This is a genomic window from Anabaena sp. CCY 0017 (assembly GCF_963920885.1).
Taxonomy (GTDB): Bacteria; Cyanobacteriota; Cyanobacteriia; order Cyanobacteriales; family Nostocaceae; genus Nodularia.
This window is the reverse complement of the sequence record NZ_CAWUDG010000015.1, coordinates 25,618-40,157: the sequence shown is the minus strand read 5'-3', so window position 1 is coordinate 40,157 and position 14,540 is coordinate 25,618. Positions and strand designations below refer to the sequence as shown.

Sequence of the window (14,540 nt, the reverse complement as noted above, 5' to 3'; positions counted from 1 at the left end):
CAGACAATTTTGTCTTTACAATCCATGCCATAAATATTTAAAGTCCGCTATAAAGAATAAAATTCTCTTTTTTTGAGATTCCCGAATATAGTCTGACTAACTACTAAATAGGACATATCGTTTTTCAGCCCCTTGATAGATATTCAACCCTTTGTGTATATGAGATGCTTTTATACAAATAACTTATTTCCTGAAAAATAGACTACTCAATCCGTGTCCTTGAGAAAGCTGCATGAAATAAGCACCAAACCCAAAGCAAGACTGTGATTTTTGGCATAATTTCTCACCGATGAAGCTTAAAAACTGATGTAACTTATAAAAGATTTAAGCTGGGGGGTATTTACTAGAGTTTTTTATATTTGTTAAGGTGGATAAAGGTTGGGGGAATTTGACAGATTTGGGTATTAAGAAAAAAATAAGGAAAATCTCTGTTGGAACCTGAGAAGATAGCTTTTGGGTGCAAAAACCAGTATTTGTTAGAGGTTCTATCTAGCAGGAGCCAAGAAATGACAGCGAGGGGCTGATTTTCACTAATGAATAAGCAATTAGCAAGAAGATGTATTTTTCTGACAAAGGGGTGCATTTGTTTGTTAGGGAAAACTACCAAAGCTTCAAGCAAGCTGCTGTCACTAAATTATGTACCAAACAAAGCAACAATCCCTAAAGGAAACTATGAACATTGCTGAATTGGGAACAATGGAAATACTGGAGACTACTGTCGAACATGAAGATCCTTCACTCGAACTTCTAGAACCAGTGGTGGAGTCAGAACCCCCAATCATTGAAAATCTGGAATCAGACGAACGTGATGGGGATGACATGGCGGCGGCTCGGCCTTCAGGATACAATAAAACCGAGCATGATGATGCTGTAGGCGCGTTTTTTAAAGAAATGGCGCGTTATCCGTTGTTAAAACCCGACGAAGAGGTAGAGTTAGCACGGCGAGTCAGGTTTCTAGAGGAAGTTAGGGAAGTCCAAGCTGCTTTGGAATTAGAACTGGGACAGCCAGTCAGTAAGGTACAAGTAGCCGGACAGCTAGAAATGACTGAAAAGCAACTAGAAAGTCGCTTATATCAAGGTAGAGTGGCGAAACGCAAAATGATTCGCTCCAACCTGAGATTGGTGGTCTCCATCGCCAAGCGATACCTGAATCGGGGTGTACCGTTTCTGGATTTAATTCAGGAAGGCGCAATGGGCTTAAATCGCGCCACAGAAAAATTTGATCCCGATAAAGGCTATAAGTTTTCGACCTACGCCTACTGGTGGATTAGACAAGCAATTACGCGAGCGATCGCTAACGATGCGCGAACTATCCGTTTACCGATTCACATTGTTGAAAAACTTAACAAACTCAAAAAAGCCCAACGGGAACTCAAACAAAAACTCTGTCGCAATCCCAACGAAGCGGAAATGGCCGAAGCGTTGGAAATTAGCGTCCAACAATTGCGCCAATTACAACAGTTACGGCGACAAGCCCTTTCTCTAAATCACCGTGTAGGTAAAGAGGAAGACACAGAACTGATGGATTTGCTCGAAGATGAGGATAACTTATCTCCCGAAGCAAAAATGAATGAAAATATGATGCGTCAGGAAATTTGGGATGTCCTGGGTGATGTGCTGACTCCACGGGAAAAAGACGTGATTTCCTTGCGCTACGGTTTGACCACCAGCGAACCCTGTACCTTAGAAGAGGTGGGTAATATGTTCAATTTATCCCGTGAACGAGTCCGCCAAATTCAAAGCAAAGCGATGCGGAAACTACGTCGCCCTCATATCGCCAAGCGCTTAAAGGGTTGGTTAATTTAATTCGTAATGCGTAATTGTTTATGGTCAAGGTGGGTGACGCTACTTGTTTCTGGTGACGGTGGGTTACGCTACGCTAACCCACCCTACGGTTTTGGGTAATTTATCTGGTGTTCTCTAAGTCCTGAATTTTGTCTGTAGTTATTAATTATTAGTCACAAATTTGACAGCATTGACTATAAACTATGGACTATGGACTATGGATGATGGACTAATGATTTCTCGTAGCGATTTGATTTTGCGTTTAGCTGAACCAGATGATAGCAACGTACTGTTTGATTTAATTAAGGGGCTGGCTGAGTACGAAAAATTATCTCACGCCGTAACTGGGAATGCCTTGGATCTTAAGGAGCATTTATTTGGCTCTCCCAAGTATGTTGAGGCAATATTAGCAGAATATGCAGGGCAGGCGGTTGGTTTTGCCCTGTTTTTTTATAATTATTCTACTTTTCTAACTAAGCCAGGAATTTATTTAGAAGATTTGTTTGTCTTACCAGAATATCGCCGTCAAGGTATTGGTAAAGCTCTTTTGTCTAAATTAGCTCAAATAGCTGTAGAGCGCAACTGTGGACGCTTAGAGTGGAGTGTATTGCAGTGGAATGAATCAGCGCAGGCATTTTACCGCAGTATGGGTGCTGCTATTTTAGATGATTGGCGAATTTGTCGCGTCACACAAGAAGCAATGCAAGAGTTAGCAAATAAAGGTTGAATCGGTTAATTACAATATCTTTCATCAAAGTGAAGTTTGACAACTTGTCTTTTGACGCAGGCAATTCATTGAACTGACAATTATGAAAGGTATTGTACCTAATCAGCCGTTTTGCAGAGAGAACACGAAATGAAAAGAATTATTTCCTTGCTACTTTTAGGTATCACTATCTTCACTTTTGCCTTTAGTAGTCCAGCTTTGGCAGCCGATACAGTCAACGGAGCTAAAATATTTAGTGCTAATTGTGCTGCTTGTCATGCTGGTGGTAGAAATCTAGTTCAAGCTCAAAAAACTTTGAAAAAGGACGCTTTAGAAAAGTACGGTTTGTACTCGGAAGCAGCAATTATTAGTCAGGTGACAAATGGTAAAAATGCTATGCCTGCCTTTAAAGGTCGTTTAAAATCAGAACAAATTGAAGATGTTGCTGCTTACGTATTGGAGCAAGCTGATAAAGGTTGGTAGTTAGAGGTTGTTTGAAAAGTCCTTAGTGACGTAGCAAAAAGTTTTAGATCCCCCTAAATCCCCCTTCAAAAGGGGGACTTTAATTCCCATTCCCCCCTATGGTGTACACACAAGTCCAAAAACCTTTCATTTGGTAGGGTGCGTTATAGACTAAAGTTTTAACGCACCGAAATTTAGGATGGTGCGTTGCGCTACGGGACAACACACCCTACAAAAAGAGATTTGGGGTAATTCAATTATTTTTATGTAGACAGTAGCGCTAGCGGAGAGGGGAGAAATATCAATCTAATATCCGCGCTCTTAGGGAAATTATTCCCAGGCGATCGCTGATTTGAAAAAGGCATCTGAATACTTTGAAAACCAAGGGAACAGCATCGCCCGTGAAAAAACTTTAAATTTGCTCCATAAATTGGGGTAACAACTCCAATTTGTCAGCGAAATCACTTAATCTAAAACTATTAAATCTCTCCAGTGTTCCCAAAAATTTATTTCTCTGGAAATAAATAGATAACTACCAGCAAATTTAATGATAATACTCGTTATCATTGATATTAGTGAAAAGGAAAACGAGTAATCATCCCACACTATGTATCACTCATCGATAGACTCCTGCGAAGCAATTGTAACAGGCGAAGAACCTCCGCCGTTACCATTGTCAGAAGAAGTGAAAATCCAGGAGACTAAAGACATATTAAGTGATTGGCAACCAGCCGAGATAGCCACAGAAATTACCGAGCTTCCCTATGGTTGGCAAGCAGAAGCCTTTTATAAGCTACCAAGACATCAAGCGATCGCAGTTTACCAAACTCTGAGTACCAGTGTCCAAGAACACCTGAGAGAAGATTTCCAAAAAAAAGATGATTTAAATTTTACCAACGAATTATCAGCAGACGAGCGGATACAAATATTTGAGTTACTGTATAAACCCAACGCCGAACATGATGCACAGCCAGAGGAGAATCACTATTCTGATAATAGCCCTATAGCAATTGTGAAGCGACGGTTAGGTTGGCTATTTATTCTGCTGCTTGCTAGTACTGCAACCACAACTGTGATTAAAAGTCAAGAATATATTTTAGAACAAGTCGTGGTACTTGCTAGTTTTATCCCCCTGCTGATTGCTTACGGCGGAAACGTCAGTACCCAAACAGCCACAGTTGTAGTCCGGGCGTTGAACGTTCAGAATACTCAGTTAAAAACTCTGATTCTCCAAGTTCTTTACCGAGAGATGGCTTCTGGCGTTATTCTCGGAGCAATTTTGGGAATACTGGTGACAGGTGAAGCCATGCTGTTGCAAGACAATCAAATTATAGCGATGGTGATTGGGGTGAGCTTGTTTACCATTTCCGTCTTAGCTAGTTTCTGCGGTGCGATGCTGCCATTTTTCTTCCAAGTTCTCGGATTTGATCCGGCTTTAATGTCTGCTCCTTTAGGCGCTACCCTGGTAGATGTAGCCGGAATCCTGATTTATCTACAAATAGCCCGGTTGTTTTTACACATCTAAAGTCTCCGATTCAAAAAAGCTAACAAATGCTAACAAATGCCAGCTTTTTCTTCGGTGCCTCTTCCTGGAAGTGTTGGTACTGTCCAGTCCACAGGCTAACACGAAATACGGCTACTAAAAAGCCGGGGTCATGCCCCGGGCTTTTTAGGTCTGCGTCGTTTCGATTCAACAGCCGTCTGGCCCGCAGAAAGTGTGCGCGTACAGTACCTCCGCGTCACAGATATAAGCAATGCCCGCATAATCGTTGAAAAACTTCATTGCGATCTGATCCGCAATATTCTCGGCCATATCCCGATTTTCGGTGAGCACCTCAAACTTTATATTCGCCTGGGTATCGGAAACGTTGGGTTGTCCCGACGAGCGCACGTTGCGACTGCCTTTACCGCCAGTTTCCACCACCGTATAACCAGTCACTCCGGATTCATCGATGATATTCGCGACCTTTTTCAGCAGAATCTTTTCCGTGATGATGACGAGCTTTTTGGCTGACTTGGCCATGTTGGTTACCTCCTTACCTACGTACATTGATATTATATATTGAGTTGCTTGGTCTGCTGGGTCAAGGGAGCGCCGACAGACTGCAACTAGTCTGGGATTAGCTGCCGCCTATCGCCTGGGCAAGACCGAGGAAGAGCGGTATTGCCACGCCGATCGCAATGGGTGTACCGATGGCTGTGGATGCGCCGATGTAGGCGGAGGGATTGGCCGACGGAATCCCGGCTCTCAACGTGGGTGGCCCTGAGATGTCTGAACTGGAGGCGGCAATGACGGACAGAATCACGACACCGCCAAGGCTGAATCCTGTTGCGTAGTGGGCAATCATACCGAGACCGAAGGCAATGAACCCATGCAGCAACGGTGCTATCAGGCTATACACGACGTACCACTGGGCCACCTTACGCAGTTCGCCAATCCTTGACCAAGCCTCCATACCCATGACCAGCATCAAGATCGAAAGCAGTCCACGGAAGGCTGGGTCGTAGAAGCTTTTATAGACACTTTCCGGCTGAGTGAACATTCCAAGAGCAAGGCCGAGCAACATTGCCGATAGGGCAGGTCCCCGGAGGCTTTCCTCCACGATCGGCCATATCTTGACCCGATCATCCGGAGACTGCTGCTTGCTGAGATACTCTTGCCGGGTGCTGGGATAATCTTGCTGATCGGGATAATCCCCTGCTGTAACGGGCTGCTTGCCTAGATACTCCTGCTTGCTGACATACTCGTCTGCTTCACTACGCTTTTTCTGTTTGTTGAGATAAATGTTGGCTATCACAATCGCAGTTACGAGTGCTGGGATATCCATGAAGGGATAGAGTGCGCCCGCCCATGGATCGTAATAAATGCTTTGTTCGTCCAGTACCGTCAGGGCGGCGGCCATAGTAGAGCCACTCACAGCACCAAACAACCCCCCGGTCGCAATCGCATCCACGGTTTTGACCTTCGGCAGCTTGGCTAATGTATAGCGCGCGATGAATACAATGATAATCCCTACTAATACAGAAAACAGTACGGGTAACACCATCTCCGTCAGGTTGGAATTGCGGATCGCAATACCACCAGTCAGACCGATTTTGGTGAGCAGCATGAAGACGATGATCTTAGAAATCGACTCTGGAATTACCAGTTCGCTACCAAGGGCGGCAATTATCATACCACCAATCAGAAAGCTGAGTGTTGGGGACTGCAACTGCTTAACGAAGTCAATGAAAAAATTGGACAAAAAATCCACGAATACCTCCTTCCGGCTCCTCTAAACGAAGAGCGATTATTGTGATAAGTGAGCTTTAAAAAGTAAGGATGAAGCGCTTCATCCCTACAGCACAGGTGTTACGCGAATACCCGCCGACAGGTTGTTCAGAGGTGGTCACTCTCTGAACTGGGCTAGAAGGTGTCGCTTTCCCGAAGTAATTCCTAAACCAAGACCTATTAAGAACAAAATTTCTATGTGCTTAAGTCTATCCTTAAATCTGCACAAATTTGCGATCGCTCTACATGGATCTACTAAGTAATTTCCAATTCAAATCATAAGTTTTCCTTTTACTTTCAGAAAACCCGCATATCTCTGGTTAATGTAAATTGCGATCGCAGAATTTTCTCTATAAGTTTTTTTTATTAAGAAGGGTTTTCTATGACTGCACTTCGCAAATTGCGTTGGATAGCGCTGCCAATCGCAGTCGGCTTGGGAGTCATTAATTTGTCTCCAGAGCCAGCTGCTGTGTCCGATGCCTCTATAAAGACCTTTGCTGCTGGTGCGCTATAGTTCAGTCTGCTCTGATCCCGTTGGCTTCTGCATCCCGCACAACACTGCATCTTGGCGAACCCGCTTTCCCAAAGGATAAGTGTTTTTTATAAAATGCTTCCGCTAATCTGAGTCAATCTTTCTCAACAGAGCGTAGTGGATTCGCCGATCTTTGGCATAATCTTAAAAGATGTGGTTCAAGGCAAAACCATATTGTAATGACATCTGAGAGATCCCAGAGAGCTAGAGCGGTTGCCAGAAACGGGTTTGTTCTACACCATCGTCAGTTCGTTTCGCCAGCGTTTGTCGTCGCTAACCGGACAAACGCACGGGCAAAAATACCCGCTATGGGATGGAGGATACCGCTTTGAGCGCGTTTAGCGTGTTCTTCACCCGAACCCCGTCCTTATCTGGCTTATCAACGCATGGTGGCGGGCAGTAAGGGGAAGAGTACAGTAATTTATTCTTTGTCAATTGATAATTTAATTGTTTAACTATTTTCTCTCTCATTGTTTGAGTGCGTGTGAGAATTTGTCAATCTGTTTTTGGTTTTTAGTTCTTGATAATGGAACCGCGAACTCTTTTTCATGATTTTACCCCCTCTTTTTCCTTAACCGAACAGTATTAGGTTGGGGGTGAGGTTCTATATTTTAGTAATTTTAGGAAGATTACCCTCAGTTTTGAGTTGAAGTATCGCTTTTTGGTAAGCGGTATTTTTTTATGCCCCATTAATTTTTCTATCAGGTAATAATTGAAGCAGAGCAAATTTTTAATATGATTAATTTTCCCTTAACAAAAAGTTACACCTATGTCAGAATTATGGACTAATTTATTTACAGCAGGGCAATTTATCCCCCACGGACACTGCTATTTATGGAAACCAGATTTAGTCTGGTTACACTTAATATCTGATTTGGTAACAGGACTAGCCTATTACTCCATTCCAGCGACACTGTTTTACTTTGTTCGCAAACGGCAAGATTTACCCTTTAATTGGATGTTTCTGCTGTTTATTGGATTTATCTTAGCTTGCGGCACAACTCACTTCATGGCAGTTTGGACACTTTGGTATCCCACTTATTGGCTGTCGGGGCTAATCAAAGCAGTAACGGCAATTGTATCTTTAGTTACAGCATTAGAGCTTATACCCTTAGTTCCCCTAGCTCTTGCACTTCCAAGTCCGGCTCAACTAGAACAAGCCAACCAAGAACTGCAAACACAAATAGTTGAACGATTACAGGTAGAGGCAGAATTGAGAAAACACCAAAATCATTTAGAGGATTTGGTCGCTATTCGTACCAATGAGATTACTCAGTCCAACGAGCAATTGCAGCTAGAAATTTCTGAACGCCAGCGCATTCTATCAGTTCTCGAACAAAGTGAAGAGCGCTACCGTTATTTGGCTGAGTCCATTCCCCAACTTGTATGGACATCTGATGCCGATGGTAATACTGACTATTTTAACAGCAATTGGTGTAAATACACGGGACTGAACATGGAGCAGTCTATGGGTTTTGGTTGGTTGACAGCGTTGCATCCTGACGATGTAGAAAGAGTAGGTCAAGTATGGTTAAATGCCGTATCTAGTGGGACTTTATATGAAACCGAATACCGCTTCCAACGAGCTGATGATGGTTGCTATCGCTGGCACTTAGGGCGAGGCTTACCACTCAAAGATGAGCAAGGTCGTGTAGTTAAGTGGTTTGGTACTTGTACGGATATCCACGAACAAAAGCAAATACTAGAAGAACGGGCGCACCTGCTGGAATTAGAACAAACGGCCAGAGAAAAAGCCGAAACAGCTAATCGAATTAAAGATGAATTTCTGGCGGTACTTTCCCATGAGTTACGCACCCCACTAAATGCCATTCTGGGCTGGTCTAAGTTATTGCAAACCCGGAGTTTTGATCAAGCCAAAAGATTAGAAGCACTAGCGACAATCGAGCGCAATGCTAAATTACAGGTGCAACTAATTGAGGATTTGTTGGATACTTCCCGCATTTTACAGGGCAAATTGACGCTGCAAATTATGAATATCAATTTGGCATCTACAATATTATCTGCATTAGATACCATGCGGTTAGCATTAGAAACCAAATCGATTCAGGTGACTACAATTTTTGAACCGAATGTGGGCATGATTCTGGGTGATTCTACTCGCTTGCAGCAAGTGGTCTGGAATCTTCTTTCTAATGCGATTAAATTTACACCCAATCAGGGCAAAATAGCAGTGGAACTCAGGCAGGCGGATGGTTATGCTCAAGTTATAGTCAGTGATACGGGTAAGGGAATTAATTCGGAGTTTCTGCCCTATGCTTTTGATTATTTCCAACAAGCAGATAGCAGTTCTGTGCGGAAATTTGGCGGATTAGGACTAGGATTAGCCATTGTGCGTAATATTGTGGAGATGCATGGCGGTATGGTCAAAGCAGAAAGTCTTGGTGAAGGAGAAGGGGCAACTTTTACCATCAGTTTACCGATTTGTCCAGATGACAGCCCCAGTGTCCTAAATTCTGCTCATCTCCCCACAGATTTAGCAGCTAACTCTTTACCTCTAGCGGGGATAAAAGTTTTAATTGTTGAGGATGATGCTGATTCGCGAGAATTTGTGCTTTTTGTATTAGAACAAGAAGGGGCTGAGGTGATGGGAGTATCTTCGGCTTTTGCAGCTTTGGAAGTCTTAACACAGCTAAAGCCCGATATTTTAGTCAGCGATATTAGTATGCCTGATATGGATGGCTATATGCTCTTACGTGAAGTCAGAACTTTGACCCCAGAAGCAGGTGGAAAAATTCCGGCGATCGCCTTAACAGCCTATGCTAGAGATGAGGATCAGCAACAAGCACTACAAGCCGGATATCAAATGCACTTATCTAAGCCTCTGAACATAGAAAAATTAGTTGCAGCCATTGTGAAACTTGTGGCTGGAGAGTTTAGGTAGTCGCCAAGTATGAGAGCGATCGCTTGCAGAAAATGCTGGTATTTGTTAAAAGTTTTGAACCGGTTCTCCAAATAATTCTACTAATAATTCTCTTGTGTCTTCCAGAGAGTCTAATACTCGATAAGCCCAACGTCTAATTTCCATAGATGGTGCTTCGATATCGGGAACCATAATGGGACACATCCCCGCCTGAAAAGCTGCTTCTATACCCACAAATGAGTCTTCAAAAACCACACACTGCACAGGCTCAATATTCATCCGGCGGCTGACTTCCAGAAAAATATCTGGTGCAGGTTTGCCCTCAGCTACATCTTCACTCGTCACAATTGTGGTGAAATATTGAATAATTCCAGCGTTTGTTAAACGTCGGATAGCTCTAATTCGAGCCGTCCCGGTGGCTAATGCAATCTTCACACCCAGGTGATTTAATCTAGAAAGCAAATCTAAAACCCCTGGTTTCATGGGTAGACCTTCTTGCAATTCTCTCTCATCACCAATTTCAATGCGTTGGACTGTCACAGACTCAAATGGCAAACTGTCCCCGTAAATTTTTTTGAGTAATTTTTCCCGCCATGTCAAGTCTCGCCCAACAAACTCCATATATAAATCGTCGTTCATTATATAGCCATGATCTTTGAGAGCCTGCTTCCAAGCCCATCGAGCAATACTCTCCGTATCAAAAAGCAGACCATCCATATCAAAAATTACGGCTCGGTAACTTGATAACACATTCAATTCCTTGATCTTTGTCAACATTTAACTATTTAACTATGTTTCTAACGAGAATAGACCGGGTTTCTGCTTAAGCTAGAAATAAAAATCAAAAAATAATCGCAAATGGCTGTACATTAACAATTTTCTTCATACACGTGCTATTTAGTTGAAAAAAAGGCTTTTTTAGTCTCGGATCTCAATTTTTGCCTGACTATTGCTGATCATAGCTCATTTCCTGTATAAACTAATACGTTTCAATTCAGAATGCAGATGAGGTTTCTATCTTGATTTTAGGTTTTGTTATTATTAAGAGAATTTCGCCCTAATCGCCTGTTTTACAACCATTACCACAAACGATTACAATTGGTATGGGCTGTACTGGTTATAATAACCAAATATGGGTTATTATGTATTTTCAGCCTTGATGATGAGGTAAATATAACAGTGAACATTAAACAACAGGATATACCTATAGACAAAATTATATTAGATGATAACTTACAAATTCTGCATAATTTGCCCGATGATTGTGTCGATTTGATTGTATCTTCACCACCCTATAATCCAATACAGTTCAGTTAAGCCTAAAAGTCTACGACTACGTAGGTTGGGTTGAGGAACGAAACCCAACGCTTGCATGACTTTGTTGGGTTTCACTTCGTTCTACCCAACCTACAATTTTCTTAACTGAACCGTATTGCCCTATAATCTGGGTAAAGAATACGAATCTAAGCAAGCTCTTGATATTTATTTACAAGAACAAACAGCCGTCTTACGAGAATGTAGCCGCATTCTCAAGAATTCCGGTTCGCTATTTTGGCAAGTTGGAGCTTTTGTTGATAAAGGGATGCTTATTCCTCTAGATATTCGGTTTTTTCCAATACTTGAATCTTGTGGATTAATTCCTCGTAATCGAATTATCTGGGCTAGACAGCATGGATTACACGCTAAAAAAAAGTTTTCGTGTAGACATGAAACTATTCTCTGGTTTACTAAATCTGATAGTTATAAATTGAATTTAAATGATATTCGAGTTCCACAAAAATATCAAAATAAAAAGCATTTTCGGGGTAATCGTAAAGGAGAACTTTCATGTAATCCAGATGGTAAAAACCCTGGTGATATTTGGATGTTCCGTAATGTCAAGCATAATCATGAGGAACAGACAATACACCCTTGCCAGTTTCCAGAAGATTTAGTAGCTAGAATCATCTTAAGTAGGTAGGCACAAATAAACCTAACTATGTAACAAAATGTAAAAACCTCAAAACCCTTGCGTTCGCGGAGCGTGACCGCTTCGGTCTTATGCTTCACTCCGCTACGCTCCGTTCGCAATGACATACCTTGAAATTTTTCCGCCTACCTACTTAGCTACAACTGAAAAAAATGATATTGTGTTAGATCCTTATATGGGTACTGGTACTGTAGCAGTTGTAGCTAGAGATTACGAGCGCCATTTTATAGGAACAGAAATTGAAGCGAAATATCATCAAGTTGCCCTACGTCGTCTAAGTGGCGAACCTGATGAACATGGATATTTTCCCAATTTGAAAACATTGCGTGATTACGTTGAAAAAACTGGTCAATCTATCGATAAATTTAAATTTGATTTGCAAATAGGGAATAAAGCTTCAGAACGCAGCAAAGCCAAAATTTATTCAGAAGACTATCACCTGCAAGAAATGGAAGAGAGACTACTTTATGAAGAAGCTACTTTTAGTGCTAGTTTGCGAGGGGAAGAAATTCCTGTAGATCCCAAATTAAATGGGAATGGAAAGAAGACATCCCTGCCCAATAAAATAGCCAAACCAATAGAACGAGTTGAACAAATTGAATTGAGTTTATGGAGTTAATAAAATTATTATTAATAATTGTATCTGCTGCATTAAAGTCAATATATTGAATAATTATAATTAATTCTCCTTTTGGGTTTTCAGCAATTCCTGAATAAAAGCGAGTGCATCTATTTCCAGAACTTGAACAAGTTCCAAAAATTCAATTAAGTCAAGACGACGCTCCCCACGTTCATATTTTGATACGTAAGATTGGGGACGCTTTAACTTGGCTGATAACTCTGCTTGAGTGAAATTTGCTGCTTTGCGAACTTCAATTAGCATCTGGCGAAACCGATAATATTCCTCGCTATAAACGGATTTAGGCACTTGTTCCGGCCTGTAATTGGCGTTAGTCTGTTTCATCTTAAAACCTAATATAGGATAAACCCAAAATAGGTTTTCATGATGTACAGTAACGCACTCACAAATTGGCAACATTAACTTAACCACTCTTTAAACTTGCCCATGTATAATGCCAGATGCCTGTAATTCTCAGGGGCATTATGGCGAAAACTCAACGGCTAACGTTTATAATTTTCTTGTTTCTATGCCTTACCCTGGTAAGCGTGCGTTCTTATGGGCAAACAACTATGATATCAGCACCGCATCTGCTGACCGACCCATTTTTGCAACTACCCACTACCAACTCAGTGCAAGTAGTTTGGTTTACAGAGTTTTCTGGTAAAAAACACGTAGTGAGCTACGGGGAAAATCTGGATAAATCAAGCTTGGCTATCACTACGAAACTCAGCCGCACAAGAGAAGACCAACAATCAAAAGTAGCAAATATAACTATAAATCAGCCTGTTCAACGTGACATTTGGCGACACGAAGCCGAGGTAACTGGGTTAACTGCTGGTGTGCGTGTTCCCTATCGTGTCATGAGTGTGCGCGAAGATGGCGCAAGTGTCAGCAGTGATGTTTTTACCCTCGCACCGACTCCAGAACCAGGACAAGCACTGAAGATTTTATTGACTTCAGACCATCAGCTAAAACCGATGACAGCAGCAAATCTGCAAAAGGTTGTGGAAACAGTGGGACAAGTTGATGGGGTGTGGTTCGCTGGGGATTTAATTAATGTGAGCGATCGCGCCTCAGAATGGTTTGATGATAGTCGGGGTGGTGCATTATTTCCCGCTTTACAAGGTCGGGCTAATTATGAAATGGCACACAATGGCGTTAAAACTACCTATACAGGGGGTGAAATCATTCAACACGCTCCTATGTTTACAGCTATTGGTAATCATGAAGTTATGGGACGGTTGGAAAGAACAGACAGTTTAAATAATGAATTTAATGATCCTATTCCCCGTGACGTTGCTCAAAAATTATATAGTGGTCAATCTTTAATAGATAATTCCTTTAATACTTATACTTATGAAGAGATTTTCAGCCTACCCCAAAGTAAAGCAGGGGGTAAAAGGTATTATGCAGTTAGTTTTGGTGATGTGCGTTTGGTAGTACTTTACATCACTAATACGTGGCGGACTCCCAACTTAAATACAGCATATAAAGGTAGATATAAAGAAGCACCACAGGATTTAGAACATCCAGAAAATTGGGGTTATGGACAGTTAATTTTTGAACCAATTGCTAAAGGGAGTCAGCAATATAATTGGTTAGAAGCAGAACTAAAAAGTGCAGAATTTCAACAAGCCAAATACAAAGTTGTGATGTTCCATCATCCACCTCATACTCTGGGTGATAACATTGTCCCAGCTTATACTAATCCAGTGCAGATAATTGAACGTGAGCAAAACGGTAAAATCAGCGCAGTTCGTTACGAATACCCCAAAGATGCAGATTATATCAACCGTGATGTTGTCCCTTTATTAGAAGCGGCTGAGGTGCAATTCGTATTATATGGACATTCCCATTTATGGAACCGCTTTGTTAGTCCTAGTGGAATGCACTTTCTCGAAACATCAAATGTCGGTAACTCTTATGGTGCAGCTTGGGGGAACAAAAAACGAGAAATACCAAATGGATATAAAGAAGATTATGTTGCATTGGGAGATCCTTACGGATTGGAACCAGTAACCCCAACAATTGCACCATTGTTAGGCGAAAATAGTCAACCTATTCCCTACATAGCTAGTAACGAAATCACTGTTTTTAGTATATTTGACACAGGCAAAGGAATAGTAAGCAGTTATTATTTTGATACCAGTCAACCCGATTCAGACGTAGTAAAATTTGATGAATTTAAATTGAAATAATTCAGCGTACACCGAATGTCTTTCCTTCTTCCTTCTTTCTTCTCCCAAGGGGAGACGCTACGCGAACGTGTACTTTGCGTACTTTGCGGTATGCGCTTCGCGCACGCTACGCGA

General features: G+C 41.8%; 13 protein-coding genes and 1 pseudogene. 10 read left to right on the top strand and 4 right to left on the bottom strand.

Going from position 1 to position 14,540, the window contains the following annotated elements:
* Window positions 1-636 precede the first annotated feature (636 nt).
* From ACM0OW_RS17325 to ACM0OW_RS17310, 4 genes are all read left to right on the top strand, one after another.
* Complete coding sequence (locus tag ACM0OW_RS17325) at window positions 637-1,806, top strand: RpoD/SigA family RNA polymerase sigma factor (RefSeq protein ID WP_414551398.1); 1,170 nt, start codon at window positions 637-639, stop codon at window positions 1,804-1,806.
* A 196-nt stretch (window positions 1,807-2,002) separates the two neighbouring features.
* On the top strand, window positions 2,003-2,512 hold the full coding sequence (locus ACM0OW_RS17320; RefSeq protein ID WP_414551397.1) for an N-acetyltransferase family protein: 510 nt from the start codon (window positions 2,003-2,005) through the stop codon (window positions 2,510-2,512).
* Between the two features lie 129 nt (window positions 2,513-2,641).
* The gene (gene petJ / locus ACM0OW_RS17315; protein WP_414551396.1) at window positions 2,642-2,974 is read left to right on the top strand and encodes a cytochrome c6 PetJ; all 333 of its coding nucleotides are present in this window, start codon (window positions 2,642-2,644) and stop codon (window positions 2,972-2,974) included.
* Between the two features lie 586 nt (window positions 2,975-3,560).
* Entirely contained in the window at window positions 3,561-4,478 is a 918-nt protein-coding gene (locus tag ACM0OW_RS17310; RefSeq protein ID WP_414551395.1) for a magnesium transporter, read from the top strand.
* 165 nt (window positions 4,479-4,643) lie between these two features.
* Here ACM0OW_RS17310 and ACM0OW_RS17305 read toward each other — a convergent pair whose 3' ends face one another.
* Both ACM0OW_RS17305 and ACM0OW_RS17300 read right to left on the bottom strand, forming a co-directional pair.
* Window positions 4,644-4,976: a P-II family nitrogen regulator gene (locus ACM0OW_RS17305; protein WP_414551394.1), complete on the bottom strand. Its 333-nt coding sequence runs from the start codon at window positions 4,974-4,976 to the stop codon at window positions 4,644-4,646.
* 97 nt (window positions 4,977-5,073) lie between these two features.
* Complete coding sequence (locus tag ACM0OW_RS17300; protein WP_414551393.1) at window positions 5,074-6,207, bottom strand: sodium-dependent bicarbonate transport family permease; 1,134 nt, start codon at window positions 6,205-6,207, stop codon at window positions 5,074-5,076.
* Window positions 6,208-6,606: 399 nt separating this feature from the next.
* Between ACM0OW_RS17300 and ACM0OW_RS17295 the strand changes: the two genes are divergently transcribed.
* The 3 genes and pseudogenes from ACM0OW_RS17295 (at window position 6,607) to ACM0OW_RS17285 (ending at window position 9,658) form a co-directional block, all read left to right on the top strand.
* On the top strand, window positions 6,607-6,738 hold the full coding sequence (locus ACM0OW_RS17295; RefSeq protein WP_414551392.1) for a hypothetical protein: 132 nt from the start codon (window positions 6,607-6,609) through the stop codon (window positions 6,736-6,738).
* Between the two features lie 258 nt (window positions 6,739-6,996).
* A pseudogene (locus tag ACM0OW_RS17290) lies at window positions 6,997-7,169 on the top strand (ISNCY family transposase); the annotation flags it as partial.
* Window positions 7,170-7,525: 356 nt separating this feature from the next.
* Window positions 7,526-9,658 carry an ATP-binding protein gene (locus ACM0OW_RS17285; protein ID WP_414551391.1) on the top strand — a complete coding sequence of 711 codons (2,133 nt, stop codon included), beginning with the start codon at window positions 7,526-7,528 and terminating at the stop codon, window positions 9,656-9,658.
* Window positions 9,659-9,703: 45 nt separating this feature from the next.
* On the opposite strand, the gene ACM0OW_RS17280 is transcribed toward ACM0OW_RS17285, so the two are convergent.
* The gene (locus ACM0OW_RS17280; RefSeq protein ID WP_414551390.1) at window positions 9,704-10,387 is read right to left on the bottom strand and encodes an HAD family hydrolase; all 684 of its coding nucleotides are present in this window, start codon (window positions 10,385-10,387) and stop codon (window positions 9,704-9,706) included.
* A 682-nt stretch (window positions 10,388-11,069) separates the two neighbouring features.
* Between ACM0OW_RS17280 and ACM0OW_RS17275 the strand changes: the two genes are divergently transcribed.
* Together ACM0OW_RS17275 and ACM0OW_RS17270 are read left to right on the top strand one after the other, a co-directional pair.
* Entirely contained in the window at window positions 11,070-11,597 is a 528-nt protein-coding gene (locus ACM0OW_RS17275; protein ID WP_414551389.1) for a DNA-methyltransferase, read from the top strand.
* Between the two features lie 109 nt (window positions 11,598-11,706).
* Window positions 11,707-12,225 (top strand): DNA methyltransferase, encoded by a 519-nt coding sequence (locus ACM0OW_RS17270; protein ID WP_414551388.1) that lies wholly within the window; start codon window positions 11,707-11,709, stop codon window positions 12,223-12,225.
* Between the two features lie 60 nt (window positions 12,226-12,285).
* On the opposite strand, the gene ACM0OW_RS17265 is transcribed toward ACM0OW_RS17270, so the two are convergent.
* On the bottom strand, window positions 12,286-12,570 hold the full coding sequence (locus ACM0OW_RS17265) for a helix-turn-helix domain-containing protein (protein WP_414551387.1): 285 nt from the start codon (window positions 12,568-12,570) through the stop codon (window positions 12,286-12,288).
* Between the two features lie 227 nt (window positions 12,571-12,797).
* On the opposite strand from ACM0OW_RS17265, the gene ACM0OW_RS17260 reads away from it, so the two are divergent.
* On the top strand, window positions 12,798-14,426 hold the full coding sequence (locus tag ACM0OW_RS17260; RefSeq protein WP_414551386.1) for a metallophosphoesterase: 1,629 nt from the start codon (window positions 12,798-12,800) through the stop codon (window positions 14,424-14,426).
* Window positions 14,427-14,540: the final 114 nt, after the last annotated feature.